This is a genomic window from Nostoc sp. 106C (genome assembly GCF_002154725.1).
Classification (GTDB): Bacteria; Cyanobacteriota; Cyanobacteriia; order Cyanobacteriales; family Nostocaceae; genus Aulosira.
Genome location: NZ_MTAW01000068.1, coordinates 1 through 26508, shown reverse-complemented (window position 1 = coordinate 26508; position 26508 = coordinate 1). Strand labels below are relative to the sequence as shown.

Sequence of the window (26508 nt, the reverse complement as noted above, 5' to 3'; positions counted from 1 at the left end):
TAAAGTAATTAATATTATTTTAGGTAATTTAATAAGTAATCCTAATTAATAAATTGTAGGACGAGTGTTGCTCGTCCTACAACAAATTCACACATTCTACTAGTACAGTTGAATAAAGTTAGCAAAACTTGTCTATTCTGCGATTAAGACTGTATTGAACAGTTTTATTGCACTAGTTTCAAGTTTCAGTATATTCTTCCCCTAGAATTTGCCTTTGTAAATCTCGAATTTCATAGGTTAATTCTTGCCGAGTCGAAGCTTTGAGTAAATAACGGGAAACAAACCAGGTTGTGTAACCAATTCCAATTAACTCAAAAGTTGGTGAAAGTAAGGGAATTCCGTTGATTGCACCCAAGATTGCTAACACTACTTTCAGTGTAACAATCGCAGACAAAATTCCAGCTAGGGTGAGCAAAGGCTGTTTGTATTGGTTAAAGAAGCTGCCCAAATAAACAGGAAGCTGTTCCAAAAAATCGGAAACTTGGCGACCAATTTGTCGCCATTGCTCATTAGATTGAGTAGCTGGAGGTAGCATTGGCAAGTTTTGATTGTCTGCTCCTGGAAGAGCTACGGTAGCTTCTGCTGAGGTAGAGTTGGTTAATTCAATTTGCTGTTGTTCGGTTTCCATATTTTTTGAATTTTGGTAGTGACAACAGTTTTGATAATTGATTGGGTGTCAATCAATATAATGGTCTCGATTGGAGTCAGAAATAATTTACTCTTGTGTGAAAAGTCTATAATCAATAATACAATGATTATTGATTATAGACCTCTGACTATATTAATTTTTAGTGATGCAGCCCAATAACATTGGCTTAGATTGTTTGTTATCTAGTTTATTGTGGCTTCTTTGGTGGAGCAATTGCTGCTTTGACAACTACTTTTTTGACACCTTTAATTTGCTTTGCTAAAGGTTCAATCTTAGCTAACTGTTGCTGATTATTTACAGTTCCACCAACAGTAACTGTGCCATCTTTTGCAGCGTCAATTGTTAGAGCGCCATTAGGGATGTTAGCTTCTAATTTAGAGCGAACTTCACTAGCAAGGTCGCCTGTAGCTCTATCGGCATCACCACCAGTGGTGTTATTCCGTTGTTCACGAGCGCGAATGTCAGAATTTAATTGTCTGCGGCGAGTCTCACTCTGTGCATCTTGTTGAGCCGCTTCTGTGGCTTTGGCGCTAGGTGTTTGCACAGCTTCGTTAGGATTATTGGGTGCGGATTCACTTGTTTTGGCACCATTATCACAAGCAACAGCACTAAACATTAGAAGACTGCCAATTAAGAACGGTGTTAGCTTTTTCATTTCTTTGCTCTTGGTATAAAAAAAGGTAAATTGTGCTGATGTGTGGGAGGAGGAGGGAGCAAATTCTTTGGGAGCTTGCTCCTATTGCTGAAATTTTTACGCCTTAGAGATTTTCATCTCGGTGGTCAACAATGACGACAGCAGGCTCTTCTCTATCGAAAGTACCTGGATGATTGGTGCGAGATGTATCAACAACTGCTCTGTCGTGGTGATGCACCTTATCTAAATCAGAAGCGTCATAAACTGCGAATTCTTCAATTCCCCGTCGTTTGAGAATAGTTTCAGCTTGGTGGATTTCCGATTCTGTACCATCGACGATGACTACGTAGTCGCCTCTTTGGAAGCGATCGCTATAAACTCGCGCCCGATTTTCAGGAATTCCTAAGCCCACGAGTCCACCTGCAATCCCGCCAGCTGCTGCACCCACTGCACCACCAGCGACTGTTGTTGCCAAAGCGGTAGCTACTGCACCGCCTGCAATTACAGGGCCGATTCCGGGAATTGCTAAAGCACCAAGACCTACCAACAAACCACCCAAACCGCCAAGAGCTGCACCTGTAGCTGCCCCAGCTTTTGCACCTTCGTCAGCTTTATTGCCTGTGCCGACATTTCTATCTACACCAGTATTCACGCCACCAGTGTTCACACCAGCAATGCGATCGCCGTCAGTATGTTTTGCAATGATCGAGACTCGACTCATGGGGAAACCAGCATCTCGCAGTTCAGTTAGTGCTGCTTCTGCATCACGGCGGTGAGCAAAGACACCAATTGCCCGTTTATTTAAGCGAACATCGCCAACTGGTCTATCATGGCTAACAACTGCTCTGTCGTGGTGATGCGCCGTATCTATATCAGTGCCGTCATAAACTGCGAATTCTTCGATTCCCCGACGTTTGAGAATAGCTTCAGCTTGGTGGATTTCCGATTCCGTACCATCGACGATGACTATATAGTCACCTCTTTGGAAGCGATCGCTATAAACTCGTGCCCGGTTTTCCGGAATTCCCAAGCCCACAAGGCCGCCTGTAATCCCACCTGCGGCTGCACCCACAGCACCACCAGTCACGGCTGTTGCCAAAGCGGTAGCTGCTGCGCCACCTGCAATTACAGGGCCGACTCCAGGTATTGCTAAAGCACCAAGACCTACCAATAGACCACCCAAACCACCAACAGCTGCACCTGTAGCTGCGCCAGCTTTTGCACCTTCATCAGCTTTATTGCCTCTGCCGACGTTTCGATCTACACCAGTGTTTACGTCGGTAGTGTTCACCCCAGCAATGCGATCGCCTTCATTATGTTTTGCAATGATCGAGACTCGACTCATGGGAAAACCAGCATCTCGCAGTTCAGTTAGTGCTGCTTCTGCATCGCGGCGGTGAGCAAAAACACCAATCGCTCGTCTATTTCTGTGAACATCACCACGAGTACCAATGGGAGTACCAGGAACATCACCGACTACATGAGTGCCAACAGCCGCTGCCGGAACATCATATTCACTGCGTGGTCGGTCATAAACATTGAACTCTTCGATATTCCAGCGTCTGAGAATTGGTTCGGCTCTAGCAATTTCTTCGTCTGTTCCATCTACTATTACAAGATAGCCGCCTCGCTCTACTCGTTCGTTGTAATATCTGGCTCGCTCTTCAGGAATTCCTAAACCAACTAATCCGCCAAGTAAACTACCAGCTGCTGCACCTATAGCACCACCAGCTATAGTTGTAGCCAAGGCTGTGGCTGCTGCGCCAGCTAGCATGATCGGCCCAATTCCAGGTATTGCTAAAGTACCAAGACCTACCAATAAGCCAGTCAATCCACCCAAAGCACCACCAGAAACTGCTCCAACTTTCGCACCTTCATCAGATTTATCGCCAACTCTCTCTTCTACCGGAGTGCCAGCAATTTCACCGTTATTGTTTCCATCTCTTGCAATTACAGATACTCTATCCATTACGATGCCAGCATTGCCCAACTCGCGCAGTGCATGTTCAGCATCACTACGATTATGAAATACGCCTATAGCACGTCTAGTTACTACAGCCATTTTTGTCTCCTAAATAAGAAAATCACTTAAACAGCTAATTTATTAAGCTCACTAAGCCTATTTATGCTTTTTTTTTATTATTTTTCATCAATCATTCGGCAGAAATTTTTTATCTATCATTGGATATAGATAAGGTAATCAATCTCTTAAATACTGTTCAAATCTATTGGTTTAAAAATGTATTTCTATGTTTTTTCTTTGGACATTTAATGCAGCTTTTTTGCTAAATTTAAGGTTTTCCGCGCCTAGAGAAAGATTTTTTTATGTTTTCAAATAAATAAAACAATTTTTATTTATGTATTCTATGAATTCAAAGCAAACTTTTGTATTGAATTAAGATTTTGTTCTAGATAAAGGTTTTTTTGTATAGTAGCTGCATTGCTCAAGTTAACAAAATAAAAAGTAGTATATCTACTTAATCATTAAGAACTATAACTTTTGGTTGATAGATTTATTACTTAGGAAAGTGTATGTACCTATCATTGCTTCCTAGACTGATAAATAAGCCATTTCCTCAAGAAATGGAATTTCAACCATCGAACGTAAGAGAGATAATTCTATGTTTCAAACTTTTGAAACTATGGTGAGATGGGACTGGCTACCGTTGGGAGTAACATCCACCAGCGGAATACCAGAAATTATCAGTCCAGAAAGAGTGTCTGTTATCTTTTCCAGCCCGAAATTTTTTGTGGCATTCTTGGCTGGTACTTTGATGGCATTAGCCTTTCAATTACTGTTAACAAATTTGTCTGTAGCGGCAGGCATTTCATCATGGGAGATTGGTGCAGATGATGATGGCGATCGCTCAGAAAGTTTGGGACACAAAATTCGCGAAGTAGAAGCTAAAATTGGTATTTGGGCATTAATTACTGCTACCATTTCTTTATTTGCTGCTAGTTTTTTAGCAGTGAAGCTTAGTTTAATTCAAAGTGCCCTGTTTGGAGCTATTATCGGTGTAGTCATCTGGTCTACCTTTTTCTTTTTAGTAGTTTGGTTAGGTTCATCAACAGTAGGTTCTTTAATTGGTTCTCTCGCCAACACCTTTAGTTCTGGTTTGCAAACCTTGACGGGGACAGCCACTGCTGGTATCGGCGCAAATGTGGCGCAAAGACAGATGGTTTCCACTGCTGAGGAAATCACCGCTGCTGTCCGACGAGAATTAACTTCAGGTTTTGACCCTGACAGTATTAGGAATACACTACAAAGTTCCTTAAATTCTCTGGAAATACCAAACCTAGATTTAAAACAAATTCGCTCTCAATTTGATCGGATACTCGGCGATGTTGATTTGCAAGGAATTGCTAATAGTGATGCACTCCGCAATATAAATCGGCAGACATTTGTCGATTTAATTAGCGATCGCTCAAATTTATCTCCAGGCGACATTAATAAAATTGCCGAGCAATTAGAAGCTGCTTGGCAACAAGCTTCATCACGCAGAAATCCCACTGAGCAAGTAATTAATTTGCTCAAATCTGCTACTCCTGAAGAATTAAATTCTGAGAATTTAGGCGAGCGACTTCAGCAATTAGTTGGAGTTGGAGGAGGAAATGGCAACGGTAGCAATGGCGTAATCAAGCAAGCTGTTCAATATGGTGTGAGTGCAGCTGTCCCATTAGTATTAGATAGAACTAACCTCTCTAATATAGATGTGGGGAAAATTACAAATCAGTTGCAAAAGCTGAAAGAAAAAGTTCAAGATATAGACGTAGAAAAGATTACTCACGAACTACAAAAGTTCACAGATAAAACTACTGAGCAAATAACTGAGAAATTACCAACATCAAACCGCAACTCTATTAAAGCAGATGTAGAAGACTATATCTCGAATTCTTTTCCTTGGCATTTTAACCGCCTGACAATCAAAGATGAATTCCAAGAACTGATTTCCGATCCACAAGCAGATCCTGCAACTATGCGCAGAGAGTTGGAGGAAATCAATCAAGAGTACCTAACCGAATTGCTAATCCGGCGAAGCGATCTCAGTGAAGCAAGAGTGAAAGAAATTGTTCAGCAGCTAGAAAGCATTCGCCAAGAAGTTTTAGAAACTGTGCAACAAAGTACAGCTAAAAAACAATGGCAAGATGTGCGTACTCAGATCGAAAATTATCTGCGTTCCACAGGAAAAGAGGAACTCACCCCGGAAAATATTCAGCATAATTTTGTAGACTTGTTAGAAGATCCGGAAGCTGGGTTTGCAGAACTAAGCGATCGCTTTTCGCAATTTGACCGTGAGACATTTGTCCAAGTGCTCCAGCAACGTCAAGATCTCAGCGAGGAGGAAGCTAATAATATTGTTAGCCAACTCGAAAGCACTCGCGACTCTGTATTGAATGCTGCTAGAGAATTGCAAGACCAAGCACAAGCAAAAACCGTTGAACTGCGGCAAAGAGTAGAAGAGTATCTGCACAATACTAATAAGGAAGAACTTAATCCTGAAGGTATCAAACGCGATTTCAGAACTTTACTCGAAGACCCACAAGCTGGGATTTCGGCGTTACGCGTAGACGCGAAGCGGCTTGTCGATAGACATCGCCTATCGCAATTTGACCGCGATACTTTGGTACAATTGCTCTCTCAGCGTCAAGATTTGAACGAAGAGCAGATTAACCAAATTATCGATCAGCTAGAAGGTGTACGGGATAACATCTTGCAAGCACCCCAAGCATTAGCAGGTAAAGCTAAAGAACAATACGAGCAAACTAGCCAAGCAATTGGAGAATATCTGCGTAATACTAATCTGGAAGAACTCAACCCAGAAGGTATTCGCCAAGATTTAGAAACCTTACTAGCAGATCCAAAACAAGGTGCTGTAGCATTACGCGATCGCTTATCGCAATTTGACCGCGATACTTTGGTACAACTCCTTAGCCAACGCGGAGACTTGAGCGAAGAGCAAGTTAATCAGACAATCGATCAAGTCCAAGAAGCGATTAGTAGTATTGTCAAAGCACCACAACGCTTGGCAAACCGCACCACGCAAAGAGTTGTAGATTTTGGCAAGAGTTTAGAAAATTACCTACGTCACACCAATAAAGAAGAACTCAACCCTGAAGGTATCAAGCGCGATTTGCAATTGCTGCTGCAAGATCCACGATTGGGAATTGGTAATTTAAGCGATCGCCTCGCCAGATTTGACCGTTCGACAATTGTGAGTTTGCTATCGCAACGGGAAGATATCTCAGAAGAAGAAGCCAACCGAATTGTCGATCAAATCGAATCTGTGCGTGACTCCTTGAGTAAGCAATATCAGCAGATTCAGCAAAGGGTACAATCGGTAATTGATAGCTCCTTTAATAGAATTCGCGACTATCTCAACTCCTTAGATCGTCCCGAACTGAACTACGAGAACATTAAGCAAGACGTTGCTAAATTGTTTGACGATCCGCAAGCCGGATTTGAAGCTTTGCGCGATCGCCTCAGCCACTTTGATCGTGACAGCCTAGTTGCAATTCTCAGTTCGCGCCGCGATATTTCCCAAGAGGATGCTAACCGGATTATCGATCAAGTAGAAGCAGCGCGAGATAGCGTACTACATCGCGCCGAACGCATTCAACAAGAAGCGCAAAAACGCATCAAAGCAATTCAACATCAAGCTAAAAAGCAAGTTGAAGAAACCAAAAAATCCGTTGCAACTGCTGCTTGGTGGCTATTTGGTACAGCTTTGACTTCTCTTGTAGCTAGTGCGATCGCTGGAGTTATAGCCGCCACAGGTGGTTTAAACTTCATCAGCTAAACGTTGAGATATAGCCGTAGTCACATAGGTTAGGACATTTTGAAAGCGTGAATGCTAGGAATAGCAATAGTTTTACCTCCTGCCTTCTGCCTCCTGCTATATCTATAAATATGTAATTCCGTTGCCTAAGTCTGCGGAATTCATAAAACACAAAATAAGCCTGCTTCACATACATTCCAGGTTGTGCGCAGGCTTATTTTTTTCTAAAGATTTAGTTTTATTTAGCTATCAAAAGTTAATCGATTGGTCTGGGAATCATTATATGGGTTCATCAAAGCCTTGATAGAACTTAAATTGTTCCATCCCAAACTCTTAAACTCATATCCAGTTCAACTTAATTATATTTATATCTAACAAAAACGATGCTAATACTTCCTGGCTATATTTTCGTAGAAACTTTAAATGAAGGCATTGATAGCGTTGTTTATCGCGCCATCAAACAGGTAGATCAAACCGCAGTCATCATTAAAGCACTTAAAGCTGAATATCCCACCTTAAAAGAGTTAACCGGACTGAGACTTGAATATCAAGTGCTTAACAGCTTAAAAGGTATTGCCGGAGTTATTCAGCCGTTAAGTTTAGAAAAGCATCAAAACGGATTTGCACTAGTTTTAGAGGATTTAAGCGCGATATCACTCAAGCATTTTATCGATACACATCAATTATCATTAAAAAATTTCCTACTTATAGCTACTCAATTAGCATCTGCTTTAGCAAATATTCATAATAAGCAAGTTATTCATAAAGATATCAAGCCACAAAATATTATTATTAATCCAGAAAATCTCACTGTTAAACTCATCGACTTTAGTATTGCATCACAATTATCTAGAGAAAATCCAACTATCAGCAACCCCAACTTAATCGAAGGCACACTTGCCTATATGTCTCCTGAGCAAACTGGCAGAATGAATCGGTCACTTGATTATCGTACCGATTTTTATTCTTTAGGAGTCACCTTTTATCAAATTCTTACTGGTTTGTTACCTTTTGATAGCAATGATCCGCTAGAAATCATTCACTCCCACATTGCAAAAACTCCTGCTTCACCTCACAAGATTAATTCAGAAATTTCTTCAGTACTTTCAGAGATCATCATGAAACTTTTAGCTAAGACGGCTGAAGATAGATATCAAAGCGCCTTGGGGTTAAAAGCAGATTTACAATTATGTCTACAGCAGTTAGAAAACAATGGTCAAATTGATGAATTTACGATTGGACAATTAGATTTATCTAGCCAATTTATCATTCCCCAAAAACTGTATGGTAGGGAAGCAGAAGTCAATACATTATTAAATGCCTTTGAGCGTGTCAGCAATGGTCAATCCGAGATAATGCTGGTTTCAGGATACTCTGGAATTGGTAAATCTTCATTAGTAAACGAAATTCATAAACCAATTGTCCGCCAGAGGGGATATTTTATTTCAGGTAAATTTGATCAGTTTAAACGGAATATTCCTTATGCTTCATTAATTCAAGCTTTTCAAGAATTAATGCGGCAACTGTTAACAGAAAGTGCTGAATCTTTAGTAGTTTGGAAATCTAAACTATTAGCATCACTCGGTCAAAATGGACAGATAATTATAGATGTGATACCAGAAGTAGAACGGATTATTGGTTCTCAGCCTGCGGTATTACAATTAGGCGCATCAGAATCGCAAAATCGTTTCAATCGGGTATTTCAACAGTTTATTCATGTCTTTACTAAACGAGAACATCCTCTAGTTTTATTTTTAGATGATTTACAATGGGCAGATTCAGCTTCTTTGAAGTTAATCGAGCTAATTATTACCGACGCAGATAGCGAATATTTATTATTAATTGGAGCTTATCGTGATAATGAAGTCAATGCAACTCATCCTTTAGTTCATACCCTTGAGCAAATTCGGTTAATTAGGAATACCATCAATAATATTGTTCTCACAACTTTGAATATTGATTGTGTTAATCAGTTAGTTGCAGATACTCTACGTAGCAGCAATGTAGCAGTAAAATCGCTAGCTGAGTTAGTATTTAACAAAACCCAAGGTAATCCCTTTTTCTTAACTCAATTACTCAAATATCTGTACCAGGAAAATTTAATAAACTTTAATTTTTTTGAAGGTAGATGGCAATGGGATATTGAGCGGCTAAAAGATATTCATAATACAGATAATGTTGTTGACTTGATGGTTAGCCAAATCCAAAAGCTATCATCACGGACAATTAATGTTTTAAAAATAGCAGCTTGTATTGGAGATAAATTTACTTTAGAAGTTTTGGCAACTGTTAATCAAACAAGTCAGTCCCAAACAGCAGCAGATTTATGGGAAGCTCTGCAAGAAGGTTTAATTTTTACTTTAAATGATTCATACAAAATACCCCTATTAATTGATCGAGAGGAAATAGAAAATAGGGTAGATAAAGTAGTAAAATTAATTCATACATCTCAAACAATCACATACAGATTCTTGCACGATCGCGTGCAGCAAGCAGCGTATTCTATGATTCCTGATGAGCAGAAGAAAAAAACGCGCCTGAGAATAGGTCAATTACTGCTGCAAAGTGCAACGCCAGAAGAACGCAAAGAAAACATATTTGCACTAGTTAATCAACTCAATTACGGTACGGAACTACTCACATCTGAGTCAGAAAAATATGAACTAGCTCAACTAAACCTCATAGCCGGGCAAAAAGCTAAAGCAGCAACAGCGCACGATTCTGCCATCAAATATTTACAAGTTGGTTTAGGACTGCTAGCAGAAGAAAGCTGGAAGTGTGAATATGAACTGACATTGGCACTGTACTCAGAAGCAACAGAGGCAGCTTTTTTGAGTGGTGATTTTGTCGGAATGCACAGGTTTGTTGAGATAGTACAAAACCATGCTAAAACGCTGCTGGACAAAGTTAAAGTCTATGAAGTCCAGATTCAAGCTTACGTATCGCAGAACAAGCTTCTAGAAGCAGTTAATATAGCGTTAGAAGTTTTAAAGCTGTTAGGGATAGAGTTTCCCCAACAGCCCAACCCATCAGATATTGGGCAGGCGCTAGGGGAAACTTCGGCAATGTTAAATGGGAAGCAAATTGAGGATTTAATTGACCTGCCTCAAATGACCGATCGCTATAAATTAGCAGCTATCAGACTTTTATCAAGTATCTTTGCTGCTGTATACGTTGCGGCCCCACAACTATTGCCCTTGACAGTGTGCAAACAAGTACAATTATCTGTCCAATATGGTAATGCTTCGGTGTCTCCCTTTGGTTATGCCAATTATGGTCTTCTGCTTTGTGGAGTTGTGGGAGATATTGATTCAGGTCATCAGTTTGGTCAATTGGCTTTAAATCTAGTGTCAAAGTTGAATGCTAAAGAAATTAAAGCCAAGACAGTAGTCATAGTAAATATATTTACCCGACATTGGAAAGAGCATCTCAAAGAAACATTGGAGCCTTTCATGTCAGCTTACGCTAGCGGAATGGAGACGGGAGATTTAGAATGGGCTACTTTTGGTCTAATAGTATACTCCTATTGCGCTTACTTTAGCGGCAAAGAATTGACTGGACTGGAAAAAGAGATGGTAACTTACAGAGATGCTATTTATAAAATTAAGCAAGAAACAGCACTTAATTTTCAAGAAATTTATTTGCAAGCTGTCTTAAATCTACTCGGAAGAAGTGAAAATTCCTGTTGTCTCCAGGGTGAAGTCTACGATGAAGAAATCAGGTTGCCTCTGCACCAGCAAGCAAATGATAATGCGGGGATTTTCTACTTGTATTTGAACAAAATTTTACTTTGTTATTTGTTTGAAAACTACTCTCAAGCGATTGAGAATACTGCTATAGCAGAGAAGTATTTAGGTGCATCGGTAGGATTACCCGTTATTCCTATCTTCCATTTATACGATTCTTTAATTCGGCTGGCAGTGTATGACGATAATCTAGAGTCTGAGCAGCAGACCATTCTCGATCGCGTCCAAGCTAATCAAGAAAAAATGCAAAAATGGGCGCATCATGCCCCAATGAATCATCTGCACAAATTCTATCTAGTGGAGGCAGAACGACATCGAGTTTTAGATGAAAAAGTAGAGGCAATAGAAAATTACGACAAAGCGATCGCACTTGCTAAAGAAAACGAGTACATCAACGAAGAAGCTCTCGCTCACGAACTTGCTGCTAAATTTTATCTGTCATGGGGTAAACAAACCATTGCCCGTACATACATGACTAATGCTTACCACGCCTATAGTCATTGGGGAGCGATCGCTAAAGTCAAAGATTTAGAAGCACGCTATCCCCAATTGATTATGCGTAGACACGAAGTGGCTTGTCGTGAGACATCGCAGAACATCGCAAACATCAATACAGAAAATACTTTTACAAAAACAGCCACGACTGGCAGTAATTCTCAAGTTCTCGATTTAGCAACAGTCATGAAAGCTGCTCAAGCTCTTTCTGGCGAAATTGTTTTGAGTAAATTGCTGGATAAATTAATGAAAATTGTGCTAGAAAACGCTGGCGCTCAAACTGGACACCTGATCTTAGAGATAGATGGCAGTTTGCTAATAGAAGCAAAAGCAACAGTTGAGCAACAAGATGTGATTGTTATGCAATCACAACCAATAGCTACTAGTGATGAATTACCTGTATCAATAATTAATTATGTAGCCAGAACCCTGGAAAATGTTTTATGCAGCAATACAATTTGTGAAGGAATTTTTGCAACAGATCCTTATATTATTAATCAAAAACCTAAATCAGTATTATGTACGCCACTTCTCCATCAAGGAAAACTGAGTGGCATTGTTTACCTAGAAAATAATCTCACACCAGAAGCATTTACTCCAGATAGATTAGAAATTTTAAAACTTTTATCTTCGCAAGCAGCAATTGCCATTGAAAATGCTCGCCTCTACAGTGATTTAGCGACAGCTAACGCCACTTTAGAAGCAAAAGTTCAAGAGCGAACTCAGGAATTACAAGAAAAAAATGTGCATTTGCAAAAAGCCGAAGCAGCAGCGCAATCTGCTAATCATGCCAAAAGTGAGTTTTTAGCTAATATGAGCCATGAACTCCGCACACCGTTGAATGGGATTTTAGGTTACACTCAAATCCTGCAACGAGATAAAGATATAACTAATTCTCAAAAAGATGGGTTGAATATTATTTATCAGTGTGGCGATCATCTCTTAAACCTAATTAATGAAGTGTTGGATCTATCCAAAATTGAAGCGCGGAAAATGGAATTGTATCCTACAGAATTTCATTTTACCCAATTTTTGGAAGGAATTGCAGAAATTTGTCGGATTCGCGCTCAACAAAAAGGCATTGGTTTAATTTATCAGCCAATAACTAACTTACCTCAAGGAGTGAAAGCTGATGAAAAACGGTTGCGACAAGTTTTAATTAATTTACTCGGTAATGCTGTGAAGTTTACAGAATCTGGTGAAGTGACTTTAAAAGTTGGCTATCACAATAACAAGATTCGGTTTCAGGTAAAAGATACAGGAGTCGGTATGGCTCCTGAACAATTACAAGATATATTTTTACCTTTTCACCAAGTAGGTGAAAACAATCGCAAAGTAGAAGGCACAGGCTTAGGGTTATCTATTAGTCGCAGATTAGTGCAAATGATGGGAGGAGAAATTCAGGTTCAAAGTACTTTAGGTAAAGGTAGTAATTTCTTCTTTGATTTAGAATTGCCAGAAGTTGAACAATCTCCAGATTCAGTAAAAGCAATAAACCAAAATATTATCGGTTATCAGGGTAAAAAACGCACAATTATTGTTGCTGATGATAAGTTAGAAAATCGGTCAATTTTAGTGAAGATGCTAGCTGCAATCGGATTTGAAATTGTGGAAGCTGTTGATGGGCAAGATTGCTTAAATAAAGCGGCAGAATTACCGATAGATTGTATATTAATGGATTTGATGATGCCAATATTAAGCGGCTTAGAAGCAACCCGCAGAATTAGGCGATCGCCTGAACTTAAGAATATTATAGTTCTGGGAACTTCTGCTAGTGTTTTTGATTTTGATCAACAAAAAAGCAAAGAAATTGGCTGTAACGACTTTCTTCCTAAACCAATTCGGATATCAGAACTTTTTACAAAGTTGCAAATTTATTTAGATTTAGAATGGATTTATGAAGAGTCAACAGCAGTTACTCATTCTCAATCTAATTCTGAGGAACAAAATTTGATATTTCCCCCAAATGAAGAAATAGCTGCTCTATTAAAATTAGCCTGGCAAGGCGATTTAAAAGGAATTATTGAAGAAGCATCTCGCTTACAACAATTAAATGTTCAATATCTTCCTTTCTTTCAAGAGTTACAGCAATTAGCCAAAGGCTTTCAAATTAAAAAAATCCGCGAATTTCTTAAAAGTGCAGGCAATTAATCATGAATCAAAAAAATACTGTAAACAATACTATTTTAATTGTTGATGATACTCCGACTAATTTAGGCGTACTATTTGAGTTTCTAGCTGATTCTGGTTTTCAAGTTCTAGTTGCCGAAGATGGTGAAGACGCAATTGAGCAAATGGAATATGCTTTGCCCGATCTAATATTATTAGATGTAATTATGCCAGGCATGGATGGTTTTGAAACCTGTCGTCGTTTAAAAGCCAAAGCAATTACACAAGATATTCCGATAATTTTCATGACGGCATTATCAGAAACAGTAGATAAAGTCAAAGGATTGAGTCTTGGGGCTGTAGACTATATCACTAAGCCGTTGCAGCATGAAGAAGTTTTAGCTCGCGTTAAAATTCATTTGAGTCTGCGAAATTTAACTAAAGAATTACAAGAGCATTCTCTACGTTTAGAACAGGAGATTCAAGAGCGTTTCAAAGTAGAGCAAGAGCTTGTACTATTAACTACTGAATTGGAACAACGAGTAGAAGCAAGAACGGCTGAACTTCAACAAGCAAATCAGCAACTACAACAAGAAGTTCGTGAGCGGATTCTCACAGAGCAAGCCTTACAACAGTCAGAAACTCGTTATCGAATACAAGCCAATCAGTTAGAAGTTGCTTTTCGCCAACTGCAAGAAACTCAAAGTCAATTAGTACAAAGCGAGAAAATGTCCAGTCTGGGACAACTGGTAGCAGGGGTTGCTCATGAAATTAATAATCCCGTTAACTTCGTCTATGGAAACTTAACTCATGCGAGCCAATACACTCAAGATTTACTTCATCTGTTGCATTTGTACGCCAAATACAACCCTGAGCCGCCGTTAGAAATTAGAGAACAGCTAGAGGTAATAGATCTAGAATTTTTAATTACAGACTTACCGAAACTGCTATCTTCAATGAAAATTGGTGCTGAACGCATCCGTGAGATTATTCAATCATTAAAGAACTTTTCTCGGATCGATGAAGCAGAAATGAAGCCGGTAAATATTCATGATGGCTTAGATAGTACATTGCTGATTTTGCATAATCGCCTCAAAGCTAATACAAATCACTCAGGTATTAAAGTTATCAAAGAATATGGCAATTTGCCCGCAGTAGAATGTTATGCTGGACAACTCAACCAAGTATTTATGAATCTGATTGCTAATGCGATCGATTCTTTAGAAGAGTATGAAAAACAGCAAATTTCACAAGATGCTCAGGCTAATCCAAGCCAGATTATTATTCGTACTAGAATAGTTGACAATAATTTTGTTTCTATTCAAATTGCCGATAATGGGGTTGGGATGTCTGAATATATCTGGCAACACCTTTTCAATCCCTTTTTTACTACAAAACCTGTTGGTAAGGGAACAGGTTTGGGATTGAGTATTAGTTACCAAATTATCTCTAAGCATGGGGGATGGTTGCAGTGTATGTCCGCACCTGGTGAAGGAGCAGAATTTATTATTACCATTCCTGTACGACAGCATTCTTCAGAATTTGCCTGTTTACTCCCAAGTAGTTTAAATAGCAGTCGTTCTGAGTAATATTTGGAAAATTAGGGATTGGCGATCGCAATAATTTTTAATCAAATTAAGTATAAAAAATTACATAATTCTAAATCGCGATAACTTAATTGTGACAGTTATCTGGTTGGCATATGGGTACTTTTGGAACAGATACAAGAGCTAGCTATCAATCTCTTGCTCTTTCACTTTGGAGGCTTTTTCCTTATCCTACAAGTCTTGTAGCTCATGTAGTTAAAAAACCCAATCTTTTTGTGTGCGATCGCCATCACTAAACGATAGGATTCAAATCACAGTAAATCTTATTGGTTATCACTTAGCTTTTGGGAAAAATAAATAATACTTTAAATGCGAATTCGCCTCGGTTATTACTTGGCGATTATGGAGAGTAACTATTATGATCGAAAAATTCTTATTGGCTGTTGGCCTTACGTTTAGTCTTAGTTTATTTACAGGAATGAATTGGTCTGCTCCCAGTCAAACAACTGGTAGCATCAACTTTAATCATCAAGTTTTCACCGTTACCCAACTTACTATGTATTGATTAATACTAAATATGGCGAATGGCTGAGATTATTCATATCATAGGCTGAAGTATAAATATATCTCAGCGAAAGTTGAGAACTGAGTAACAAATATTGCTATAGAGAATATGAAAAGCCAAATTCTAGCCACAACTGTATTTTTAACCACAATCAGCTTGACTACTAGCGCTCAAGCAGCAAATTCTGAACACATTAGACAGTTATTGGCAACTAAACAATGTCAAAATTGTGACTTGATAAATGCAGGTTTGGTATTGGCTGATTTATCTGGAGCCAATTTAAGCGGAGCCAATCTCGCAGGTGCTAATCTTAGCCGTGCAAACTTGACTGGTGCTGATTTGAGGGGTGCAAACTTGACTGGTGCTAGTTTATTCGGCGTGAACCTGAGTGCTGCTAAACTCGCTGGGGCAAATTTGGCAAATGCAGACTTAAGAAATTCCTACCTAGTCAATGCAGAATTAAATGGAGTAAACCTTAACAGTACTTATCTTCAAGGTGCAGTAGGTATACCATCGCAAATTGCCACAGCAGAAGAATTTTATGCTTGGGGTGTAGCAGAAGCGCAAAAAGGCAATACACCGCAAGCAATTGAGTATTTTAATCAAGCGATCGCAGCAAAAACCGACTATGCAGGAGCTTACTTGGCTCGTGGTGTTGCCCGTTACCAAGTATTGGATCGACAAGGCGCGTTCCAAGATGCTCAGATTGCCACAAAAATTTTTACAGAGCAAAAAAATGCTCCTGGTATCCAAACAGCACAAGCTTTTATTAAAGAATTACAAACACCTCCAGATGGTAAAGTTAATGTTGGCAAACCCAGCTTTTTTGACTTTTTAGGTAGTCTTGGCTCAGTCTTGTTTCAGTTCCTACCCTTTTAGGAGAGAAAGGGATGGGGAGGAACTGACGCAAAGACGCGGAGACAAGGTGACGCGTGGAAATGACTAATGACGAATGACAAAGGACTATTGACTCTTGACTAATGACTCTATCCATTGAATTGTGGACAGCAAATCAAGATTTAGCCCAAGCTTGTCTAGAGCATCCTTTTGTTCAAGGCATTGCTAACGGTATTCTTGCGCCAGAAAAATTTGCTTACTATGTAGGACAAGATGCTTTTTTCTTAGAAGCTTTTGCCCGTGCTTACAGCATCGCCGCCGCTAAAGCACCAGACTGGCTAGGATTCACTACATTTCACGCCCTAGCTGACGGAGTTTTGCACGAACTGCGGCTACATCAAGGCTACGCTGCTCAGTGGGGAGTCAATTTACATTCTGTAGAGCCAGGAGTAGCTACCCGTCGCTATACTGACTTTTTATTAGCTACCGCTTGGGGTGGGGATGTGGGTTTAACTGCTGCTGCTATGTCCCCATGTATGCGTCTGTATGCTTTTTTGGGAGAACAGTTAGCTAATGATGGCATTCCCGATCATCTATATGCAAACTGGATTCGGACTTACAGCAGTGCAGATTTTCAACCGTTGGCACAAAATTTAGAAAGTTTAGTTGACAATTACGCTAGCGCTACACCGTTGGTACACTCTACCTATCGTTATGCCATGTTCTGTGAACGTGACTTTTTCCAAGCTGCATGGACGTTGTAGTAGTCTTGATTGAGCTATAAGCAGGCATCGCCCTTTATAAGTCAACTATACTCATAATATACTTATACATCTGACCAAGTTTTATGAGTCAAGCGGGTGAAACAAAACGGCAAAACTTCAACGTTTTACCTGAACAAGAAGCACAGATTGAGTGGCTGCGAGTAGCAATGGGTGCAGCAACTACTAAAGAAACTATTCTGCGCTCAATTTCTGTGATGGCTGTTCTCCACAATTATCTGCAACAAGGCTATCAAATCCGACTTGTGACATCAGGCGAACAAATTCATCTGGTAATTCCAGAATTAGAGCCAACCCCACAGTCTATTTGGCAATATTTGGTATCACGTCCCCATCCTTGGCGAAAACAATTATACGTAAAAGGGCGACGGCTGTTAGCTTCTACTGTTTGGCAAGATATGCAGTTGAATACTCTTTCTCCTGAAGAAGCAGCCGAAAACTTTTCTTTGCCTATCGCTGCTGTTAATGAAATCATTCGCTACTGTGAAGCTAACCACGAACTCATCAAGATGGAAGCTGAGGAAGAACGTTATCGTCTAGAACAGCAAGGAGTGAGAGTTGAGTCTCAGGCTGCTAGTTGACGAGGATACACAAGCACGTCGTCTTGTTGAGATGTTACGAGCAGATAAGCACGATCTATTAACAATCGGCGAGGCTGGGATAACTGGTATCCCAGATAGCTTAGTAATGGAAATGGCTCGAACTCAACAGCGTGTCTTGCTAACTCGCAACTGTAACGACTTTTTAGAATTACATCAAGCAAATTCAGACCATTTAGGAATTCTAGCAATATACCAGGACGCTGATACCGCAAAAAGTATGAGTTACGCTGCGATAGTTAAGGCTATTGCAAATTTAGAAAATACAAATTTATCTTTGGTAGGGCAGTTTATAGTTTTGAATCATTACAACTGGTAGGTTGTAGTGGTAGTGATGACTATAGCTGGGTTGTCCTTGAGCGCACGCCAACTATAGCCATCATCATTAACCAACAGCTATTTGTTCTGCTTCCACTGCATCGTCTGTAAGTTTCTCTAGGTGACTCAATACTTTATCTTGCCATGCTTTTTCGATTCTGACATTCAATTAAGTTATGCAAGTACTGTTGCTCTAGGGTATCATGATCTGAGTTCTAAGTACCAGAGCAGATAATGGCAACTTCGTATGACTCTATCCATTGAGTTGTGGACAGCAAATCAAAATTTAGCCCAGGCTTGTCTAGCGCATGAGTGCGTGCGCGAATGGGCTGTATCTCAATTTCAATAATTTTAATTTTTAGCGGTTATAATTACAGGTGCTCGTTGCTAAATTTTATACGACTTATGAGTGAAGCTAATACTGAATATCAAGCCTTACTTGATGAGATGATTAGGAAAGAAAAGCTAAAACCCGAATATAAAGATATACTCTTAGAAATTGGTGAACTTGGAAGCAAGGCTTGTAATTTAGGACTAATTTACGGTTTGAGTTGGCGTGAAGATGCCAATGAAGTCGTTCTCAATCAATATGAAATACTGGTTTAACACAACAATTTTTTGTATTTAACTTTCTCAGAAACTCGTGACTATCTTAAGAATTTAATTGCCAATTCAGAGATAGAGCAGTTGGAGAAAGTTTAATATTTTAAAATTAAAAAAGGTGGGCATTGCCCACCCAAAATTAAGCAAATATTCCAGCAAAAAAGTCAAGAGTGTCCTTCAAGGCTTTGATAAAAATATCTATTTCCTCACGGGTGTTGTAGAAATATAAACTTGCCCGTGCTGTTCCCGCAACATTTAAGTAACGGTGTAATGGTTGAGTGCAGTGATGTCCAGAACGGATGGCAACGCCTTCTTGATCTAATAATGTAGATAGGTCGTTGGCGTGAACATCTGGTGTTGTAAACGATGCTAAAGCTGCTCTACCCTCACCTTTATTATCTGGCTTCGGCCCGTAAATTTGAATTTGGGGAATTTGCTCTAATTGTTGGAACAAATAAGCTGTTAATTCGGCTTCATAAGCATGGATTTTATCCATACCAATATTAGTAAGATAATCGATTGCTGCACCCAAAGCGATCGCTTCGCCAATTGCAGGTGTACCCGCTTCAAATTTATGGGGTAATTCTGCATAGGTAGAATGGTCTAAATATACCTCCGCAATCATCTCACCACCACCGAAAAATGGTGGCATTGATTCTAGCAATTCTAACTTGCCATATAAAAAGCCTATCCCAGTCGGGGCACACATTTTATGACCGGAGGCGACTAACCAATCACAGTCTATTTGTTGCACATCAATGGGCATATGAGGAACACTTTGACAAGCATCCATTAAGAATTTCGCACCGTATCTGTGAGCGATCGCAGCTATTTCTTGTACTGGATTTATGCAACCCAAAGTATTAGAAACATGAACTACTGACACTAATTTAGTTTTATCAGAAATCAGTCTTTTGAACTGCTCCAAATCAAAAGTTTGTTCTGGTGTCAGTTCCACAAATTTGAGTACCGCACCCGTTTTTTGTGCCACAAATTGCCAAGGGACTATATTACTGTGGTGTTCCATCACCGACAAAATAATTTCATCTCCCGGCTGCAAATTATTCATTCCCCAGCTATAAGCCACCAAGTTAATCGCCTCACTCGCATTGCGGGTGTAGACAATTTCTTGACGCGATGCAGCATTGATAAATTTGGTAACTTTATCTCTAGCACCTTCATAAGCGTCAGTAGCTTGAGCGCTGAGAATATGGGCACCCCGATGCACGTTAGCATTATACTGCTCGTAATAATCTCTTAGGGTATTGAGTACCAGCAGAGGTTTTTGGGAAGTAGCAGCATTATCTAGGTAAACTAAGGGTTTACCATTGACTTCCTGATGCAAAATCGGGAAATCACCACGAACTAAATCGGCTAGGGTTTTGGTAGAAGTAAAAGTCATTGGTAATTAGTCATTAGTCATTAGTCATTAGTCATTAGTCATGAGATGACTTGAGACTATTGACTGTGGTTAAAAGAGTTTCGCGCAGGGAAGCAACTGGTATTTGATTGATAATTTCGGCTGCAAAAGCGTTAATCAACAAATTCCGGGCAGCATTTTCATCAATTCCCCGACTTTGTAGATAAAATATTTCATCATCCTCCAACTGGCTAACAGTAGCACCGTGAGCGCATTTCACGTTATCTGCTGTAATTTCTAGTTGGGGTTTTGTATCAACTCTAGCTTTCGATGAAAGCAGCAAATTCCGATTCAATTGGGCTGCATTTGTTAGCTGTGCTGGTTTGGGAACAAAAACTTTGCCATTGAATACTGCATGGGCGCGATCGCCTACGATACACTTATGCAATTGTTCACTTTTACCATAGGGATGATTCAGCGCGATCGCACTGTGAGTATCAGCTAACTGATTGCCATAAATAATTGTCAAACCGTTGAGTGTTGTTTCGGTTTGCTCACCAGTTTGCAAAACCTCTAAATTATGCCGTGACAGCTTTCCCCCAAAGGTAATTGCATTACAGGTATAGCGACTATCACGAGCCTGAGCGATCGCAGTTTTTCCAATATGGAAAGCCTCTGCACCTTCCCGCTCAACCCTAGTATGACTCACTTGGGCATTCTCAGCTAACCAAATTTCCGTAACCGCATTGGTAAGGTAAACCTTTCCCTCTGTGTCTTTGTGGTTCGTATATTCTTCAATAAAAGTTACTTGCGAGCCACTTTCCGCCACTACCAAACAACGTGGCTGCGAAATCGTCGGCTTGTCACCGCCGACGGCAATAAATAATAAGTGAATTGGCGTTTCAATGACTACATTCTTTCTCACCACTACCACTGCGACATCAGTTAACCCGGCAGTATTGAGTGCAGTAAATACTTCTTCTGCCCCTTCAGCTTGAGCTAAATACTGGCTGATGTGTTCCTGTTCAGCTTGGGGTAATGCTGTCAAATTACTGACAATAACACCCGCAGGTAAATCTGTAATTGCAGATAAGTCTGGCGTGTACACTCCGTTAACAAACACCAACCGACTGTTAGCGGCTTCTGGTAGAGTCAGTGACGAAATTTCTGATGGTATAAATTGCGTTGCTGCCTGAAATTGCACCTTGCGCAACGCTGACAAATCAGTAAATCGCCATTCTTCCTCACGGGTGGTAGGGATAGTCGAGTGACGTACCCATTTAACAGCATGTTGGCGTAATTCCTGCAACCAACCTTCTGCTTTTTGTGCTGTTAGCTGATTTAACAAACCAGTTAGATATTCATCTCTATCTAAGACAGCAGATCTCAAACTCATAGCATCTGAGTTAGCAATTGGGCTGGGGGATACTTGAATAGTCATCAGACACCCACCTCAACAACGTTTTCTTCTACTACCCAGTCATAACCACGAGATTCCAATTCCAGCGCCAAATCCTTACCGCCAGACATCAGAATTTGTCCCCGTGCCATCACATGCACATAGTCGGGCACAATATAATTGAGTAACCGTTGGTAGTGGGTAATCATAATCGTGGCATTCTCCGGGCTTGCCAGTTGGTTAACCCCGTTCGCCACAATCTTCAGCGCATCAATATCTAAACCTGAATCGGTTTCGTCCAAAATTGCTAACTTCGGTTCCAGCAGTGCCATTTGCAGAATTTCATTCCGCTTTTTCTCACCACCAGAAAATCCTTCATTCACACTGCGGTTGAGGAAAGCCGAATTCATCTTCACAACTTCCAGCTTTTGCTCTACCAAGTCGTCAAAATCAAACGCATCCAATTCTTCTAAACCCTGTGCTTTGCGGCGAGAATTGTATGCTACCCGCAAGAAATCTAAATTGCTGACACCGGGAATTTCTAGGGGATATTGAAACGCTAAAAATACACCAGATCTCGCTCGTTCCTCTGGTTCTAATTCCAGCAGATTTTGCCCTTGGAAAATTACTTCACCACCAGTCACTTGATATGCTGGATGTCCTGCTAATACCTTAGAAAAAGTACTCTTACCAGAACCATTCGGCCCCATAATCGCATGGATTTCACCCGCACGAACTTCCAGATTTACACCCTTGAGAATCGGTGTCCCATCAACTGTAGCCGTCAGATCCCTGACTGACAGCACAACTTCGCTATTTTCAATAATCATGTTCTCTCTCTTATCTCTCTCAGTTCGTAGTTGCGCTTCAGCGCTTCTTAAGATTTCTCAAGTGCTGACTACAAGCATTAACCAACACTACCTTCCAACTTCAGGCTCAATAACTTATCAGCTTCCACAGCAAATTCCATCGGCAGTTGATTGAATACATCCTTGCAGAAGCCGCTAATCATCATCGAAATTGCATCTTCTGCCGAAATGCCCCTTTGGGCGAAATAGAATAGCTGATCTTCCCCAATCTTAGAAGTAGAAGCTTCATGCTCTACCTTGGCAGTATTATTTTGTACCTGAATATAAGGGAAAGTGTTCGCATGGGCATTATCTCCAATCAGCATTGAGTCGCACTGAGAATAGTTTCTCGCCCCTTGCGCTTTCGGATTCACTTTTACCAAACCCCGATAGCTGTTGCTGGAGTTACCTGCGGAGATTCCTTTAGAAATAATGGTGCTGCGTGTGTTTTTACCAATATGAATCATCTTCGTGCCGGTGTCTGCCTGCTGCATATGATTTGTCAGCGCCACCGAGTAAAATTCACCTACAGAGTTATCACCCACCAATACGCAGCTGGGATACTTCCAAGTAATTGCTGAACCTGTTTCTACTTGAGTCCAGGAAATTTTGGAATTGACACCCTGACACAAACCACGCTTAGTGACAAAGTTGTAAATACCACCTTTGCCGTTAGCATCTCCAGCGTACCAATTCTGTACTGTGGAGTATTTAATTTCAGCATTGTCCAAAGCAACAAGTTCTACAACAGCTGCGTGTAGTTGATTGCTGTCGTACATTGGTGCTGTACAACCTTCTAGGTAGGAAACATAGCTACCTTCTTCAGCCACAATTAATGTCCGCTCAAATTGTCCAGTATCACCAGAGTTGATGCGGAAATAGGTAGACAGTTCCATTGGGCATTTAACGCCTTTAGGAATATAGACGAAAGAACCATCACTGAATACAGCAGCGTTCAGCGCTGCAAAGTAATTGTCAGCTACGGGAACGACGCTACCCAGATATTTTTTTACCAGTTCTGGATGTTCCTGCAATGCTTCGGAAATCGAGCAGAAAATTACGCCGTCTTTAGCTAGCTTTTCCTTAAAAGTTGTGGCGACGGATACACTATCGAAAATAGCATCAACAGCGACATTTGTCAGACGCTTTTGTTCAGACAGGGGAATGCCTAGCTTTTCAAAGGTTTCTAGCAGAGTAGGATCAACCTCATCCAAACTTTCCAGCTTTTGTTTTTTCTGTTTAGGAGCTGAATAGTAGATGATATCCTGATAATCTATCGGTGGATACTTGACACTAGGCCAAGTTGGTTCTGTCATTTTCTGCCACTGGCGATACGCTCTGAGGCGAAACTCCAGCATGAATTCCGGCTCGTTCTTCTTGGCGGAGATCAAGCGAATAACGTCCTCGTTTAGTCCACGCGGAATAGTGTCGGCCTCAATGTCGGTTACGAAGCCGTACTTGTATGGTTGGTTGACTAAGGTTTTGACAGTGGCGCTCATCAGTAATAATCTCTCGTGTTCGTTTAAATCTCTATTGCAGTCGCTACAACGGGGGGAATCCCGCAACGCGCTGCCCTTCAGAATGGGAGACGGGCTTGGTTTTAAACAATTCCCATCTACGGTTACAGAGTGGTTACACGGCTGTTAAAATAGGGATGGAGACTAAAACAACAACTATGTTGTTTAACTTATCTTCATTTTACGCTAGATTAACAACAACAATGTTGTTAAAGTCAAATTTTCAAAGAAATTTTTGGGACGTTCGCGCAGCGTCTGGCAGAGAAGATGGCGACTACCCACCAGTCCTCAACGAAGCAAGATATTCTGGAATATCTCCTCGAACACTCACAAGCAACCGCTTTTGAGCTAGCTGAAGTCTTAGATATTAGTGCCCAAGCGATCCGTCGCCATCTCAAGGATTTGGAGGCGGAAGAGCTAATTTTGTATTCAACCACAGTGCAGGCGGGGATGGGGCGTCCGCAGCACGTTTATCAACTCAGTTCCCTAGGACGCGATCGCCTGCATCGTCAGAGCGATCACTTTGGTGATAGTTACGGAAATTTTGCGGTTTCCCTGCTTGATACTTTAGCAGAAACGGTAGGGCGAGACCAAGTTAAAACAATTTTACAAAAACAGTGGGAACGCAAGGCGCAAGAATACCGCGATCGCTTAGGTAAAGGTTCCTTAAAAGAGCGTGTAGCCAATCTAGTGGAATTTAGAAAAGCTGAAGGCTTCATGGCTGAGTATCATCCTGTAGATTCCCATGACTCCTCAGAATGCGATCGCTTTATTTTAATGGAACATAAATGCGCTATTTCTAATGTTGCCGAATCATTCCCCAGCATTTGCGGTCATGAATTAGAAATGTTTGCCGCTGTTCTCCCAGATTGTACAGTAGAGCGCACCCACTGGATTATCAATGGCGAACATCGTTGTGGGTATTTAGTCCAAGCGCGGGAATAGGGATCAGGCAGACAAAAAGGACAAGGGGGACACGGAGACACAAGACGCGGTGACACAGAGAAATAACAAATGACCAATGACTAATGACAAAGGACAAATGACAAATTCGCCATCAGAACAGTTTTTAAGTTTGGAAGAGTCAGCAAAAGTAGACGCAGCTTTATTATCTTCTTCAGAGAAATTTTTAACAAGATTGACAATTTCATCTCTGAAGCTATTAACACATATTGCCCAAGAATATGGTGTTGCTATAGAAGATTTAACCACAGCACAGGTAATTGCCTGGTTTGAAAAAGATAGCAAAATTAAGCGCGAACAGGGAATTGAAGCTGCTTATTTGAAATGGTAAAGTTGTGTTTTAATGCATTGATAAAAACTATAAAATGCTTGTAGCTGCGCTTTAGAGCGATTTCGGATACTAAAATTGTTATTGCAGCGATCGCATATAAATAATATTAAATAGAGTATGCTGATGGTTTTAAAGTATATGCTTATGAAGGTGTTAGACTACCTGAAAAATACGGTAAAGTATTTGCAAATCAATGGCAAGCAACATGGTTACTTGAAGAACGTAACGCAGAACTCAGAAGAGTTTTGATTCAAGGTATTGGCTACAAACGCATTTGTGAAGAATTGGGTGCAATTGAGTTAGATAGTTGGCAAGAATACAGTTTATTAAGAATTGATAATTACCAAGAAATAAATCGACGTGGTTCTACATCTCTAGAATTCATGTGTTTATTAAAAATGATTTGTCTCAGTACAGGAAATATTCATAATATTGCGCGTACCTTCAAATATAGCATCCGCAAGAGAGGCTATTAGTTGGGTAAATTGGGGTATAGACCCAGAAGATTTTATGCTACAAACTTAAGTAAAAATAAAACACATTCTTGTACCCTTACCTGTACCTCATTTACCTGAAAAACGCTGTATATGTACTTTATAAATAAACTGTAATTAAAGTTTTTGAATTTGACTTGCAGCTACAATTTGTTTAACAGTAATATTTAATTCTGGGAAAGTAGCAGATATAATGCGGTCATTCCCTGTAAATTTTTGCACTTGATATTGACCATCAATTAATTGATAAACAAAAACCGTAGGCAGTTTGGGATTACCCAGATAAGCACGAGAAGCGATCGCTAAATAATCTACAATCCAATACTCAGCAATACCAAGCCGCTGATACTCATCTAATTTATCAATATAATCATCATCCCAATTAGTTGAAGTTACTTCTACAGCCAGTTGAATAGGCTCAATTAGCGCACCATAAGCTAGCACATTACTAGGGACTTCCAGAAAATAAAATATACAGTTTATAAGAATGATAATCATTCCGAGGGGAAGGGAGAGGCTGCCGCAGGCAGCCTCTCCCTTCCCCTTTTTGTAGTAAATTCAAGGATGATTCGATTTTTCGGTAGAAAAAGGTGTCTATACAATTAACGGATTCACTAAAACACTTGTTGAAGGAAACGGCACAGCAATTAACAGGAGCAGCCAAACGTAAATTTATTGCACAAACAGTTGTGGCATTAGGATACGGAGGACACTCTCTAGCACAGCGAGAGTTGGGATGGAATCGGGTAACTATTAGTAAAGCAATCAAAGAATTAAATAGTGGTATCACTTGTATAGATAACTATCGAGGTCGAGGACGTTATAAAGCAGAATCACATCTACCAAATCTTTTATCAGATATCAAAAAGTTAGTTGATGGTCAAAGTCAGATAGACCCAAGTTTTAAAAGTCAAAGGCTCTATATGCGTCTTTCT

19 protein-coding genes and 2 pseudogenes are annotated in these 26508 nt (G+C 40.2%); 13 read left to right on the top strand and 8 right to left on the bottom strand.

What is annotated here, in order from left to right; translation table 11 throughout:
- Positions 1-178: 178 nt before the first annotated feature.
- From BV375_RS06980 to BV375_RS06970, 3 genes are all read right to left on the bottom strand, one after another.
- On the bottom strand, positions 179-628 hold the full coding sequence (locus tag BV375_RS06980; protein ID WP_086758688.1) for a CAAD domain-containing protein: 450 nt from the start codon (positions 626-628) through the stop codon (positions 179-181).
- A 208-nt stretch (positions 629-836) separates the two neighbouring features.
- Positions 837-1304 carry a BON domain-containing protein gene (locus BV375_RS06975; RefSeq protein WP_086758686.1) on the bottom strand — a complete coding sequence of 156 codons (468 nt, stop codon included), beginning with the start codon at positions 1302-1304 and terminating at the stop codon, positions 837-839.
- A 103-nt stretch (positions 1305-1407) separates the two neighbouring features.
- Positions 1408-2736 (bottom strand): histidine kinase, encoded by a 1329-nt coding sequence (locus BV375_RS06970; RefSeq protein ID WP_243713870.1) that lies wholly within the window; start codon positions 2734-2736, stop codon positions 1408-1410.
- 1189 nt (positions 2737-3925) lie between these two features.
- On the opposite strand from BV375_RS06970, the gene BV375_RS06965 reads away from it, so the two are divergent.
- From BV375_RS06965 to BV375_RS06930, 9 genes are all read left to right on the top strand, one after another.
- Positions 3926-7081, top strand: a complete 3156-nt coding sequence (locus BV375_RS06965; RefSeq protein ID WP_086758713.1) for a hypothetical protein — start codon at positions 3926-3928, stop codon at positions 7079-7081.
- 362 nt (positions 7082-7443) lie between these two features.
- Positions 7444-13452 carry a hybrid sensor histidine kinase/response regulator gene (locus BV375_RS06960; RefSeq protein ID WP_086758682.1) on the top strand — a complete coding sequence of 2003 codons (6009 nt, stop codon included), beginning with the start codon at positions 7444-7446 and terminating at the stop codon, positions 13450-13452.
- Between the two features lie 2 nt (positions 13453-13454).
- Positions 13455-14999: a response regulator gene (locus tag BV375_RS06955; RefSeq protein ID WP_086758679.1), complete on the top strand. Its 1545-nt coding sequence runs from the start codon at positions 13455-13457 to the stop codon at positions 14997-14999.
- 376 nt (positions 15000-15375) lie between these two features.
- The gene (locus tag BV375_RS36645; protein ID WP_166507396.1) at positions 15376-15522 is read left to right on the top strand and encodes a hypothetical protein; all 147 of its coding nucleotides are present in this window, start codon (positions 15376-15378) and stop codon (positions 15520-15522) included.
- Positions 15523-15630: 108 nt separating this feature from the next.
- On the top strand, positions 15631-16401 hold the full coding sequence (locus BV375_RS06950) for a pentapeptide repeat-containing protein (RefSeq protein WP_086758678.1): 771 nt from the start codon (positions 15631-15633) through the stop codon (positions 16399-16401).
- 101 nt (positions 16402-16502) lie between these two features.
- Positions 16503-17123, top strand: a complete 621-nt coding sequence (locus BV375_RS06945) for a TenA family protein (protein ID WP_086758676.1) — start codon at positions 16503-16505, stop codon at positions 17121-17123.
- Between the two features lie 83 nt (positions 17124-17206).
- The gene (locus BV375_RS37500; protein ID WP_208095508.1) at positions 17207-17722 is read left to right on the top strand and encodes a hypothetical protein; all 516 of its coding nucleotides are present in this window, start codon (positions 17207-17209) and stop codon (positions 17720-17722) included.
- Positions 17700-18059 carry a DUF5615 family PIN-like protein gene (locus tag BV375_RS06935; RefSeq protein WP_243713868.1) on the top strand — a complete coding sequence of 120 codons (360 nt, stop codon included), beginning with the start codon at positions 17700-17702 and terminating at the stop codon, positions 18057-18059. The genes BV375_RS37500 and BV375_RS06935 overlap by 23 nt, the downstream gene beginning before the upstream one ends.
- Positions 18060-18463: 404 nt before the next feature.
- Positions 18464-18664: a hypothetical protein gene (locus BV375_RS06930; protein WP_086758674.1), complete on the top strand. Its 201-nt coding sequence runs from the start codon at positions 18464-18466 to the stop codon at positions 18662-18664.
- Between the two features lie 136 nt (positions 18665-18800).
- On the opposite strand, the gene BV375_RS06925 is transcribed toward BV375_RS06930, so the two are convergent.
- The 4 genes from BV375_RS06925 to sufB all read right to left on the bottom strand — a co-directional run bounded on the left by BV375_RS06925 (position 18801) and on the right by sufB (position 23767).
- Positions 18801-20063: a cysteine desulfurase gene (locus BV375_RS06925; protein ID WP_086758672.1), complete on the bottom strand. Its 1263-nt coding sequence runs from the start codon at positions 20061-20063 to the stop codon at positions 18801-18803.
- 34 nt (positions 20064-20097) lie between these two features.
- Positions 20098-21462, bottom strand: a complete 1365-nt coding sequence (gene sufD, locus BV375_RS06920) for a Fe-S cluster assembly protein SufD (protein WP_086758670.1) — start codon at positions 21460-21462, stop codon at positions 20098-20100.
- Complete coding sequence (gene sufC, locus BV375_RS06915) at positions 21462-22250, bottom strand: Fe-S cluster assembly ATPase SufC (RefSeq protein ID WP_086758668.1); 789 nt, start codon at positions 22248-22250, stop codon at positions 21462-21464. Before sufC ends, sufD begins: the two co-directional genes overlap by 1 nt.
- A 77-nt stretch (positions 22251-22327) precedes the next feature.
- On the bottom strand, positions 22328-23767 hold the full coding sequence (gene sufB / locus BV375_RS06910; protein WP_086758666.1) for a Fe-S cluster assembly protein SufB: 1440 nt from the start codon (positions 23765-23767) through the stop codon (positions 22328-22330).
- 285 nt (positions 23768-24052) lie between these two features.
- Here sufB and sufR point away from each other — a divergent pair, with 285 nt between their 5' ends.
- From sufR to BV375_RS38070, 3 genes are all read left to right on the top strand, one after another.
- Positions 24053-24730, top strand: coding sequence for an iron-sulfur cluster biosynthesis transcriptional regulator SufR (gene sufR / locus BV375_RS06905; protein ID WP_086758664.1), 678 nt, complete (start codon positions 24053-24055; stop codon positions 24728-24730).
- Between the two features lie 76 nt (positions 24731-24806).
- Positions 24807-25079 (top strand): hypothetical protein, encoded by a 273-nt coding sequence (locus BV375_RS06900; RefSeq protein ID WP_243713867.1) that lies wholly within the window; start codon positions 24807-24809, stop codon positions 25077-25079.
- A 110-nt stretch (positions 25080-25189) separates the two neighbouring features.
- A complete protein-coding gene (locus tag BV375_RS38070; protein ID WP_339376761.1) occupies positions 25190-25555 on the top strand; it encodes a DUF6745 domain-containing protein in 366 nt (121 codons plus the stop codon).
- A gap of 135 nt (positions 25556-25690) precedes the next feature.
- Here the strand turns inward: BV375_RS38070 and BV375_RS06890 are convergent.
- Positions 25691-26011: pseudogene (locus BV375_RS06890) on the bottom strand (Uma2 family endonuclease); the annotation flags it as partial.
- Positions 26012-26169: 158 nt separating this feature from the next.
- Here BV375_RS06890 and BV375_RS06885 point away from each other — a divergent pair.
- A pseudogene (locus tag BV375_RS06885) lies at positions 26170-26508 on the top strand (ISAzo13 family transposase); the annotation flags it as partial.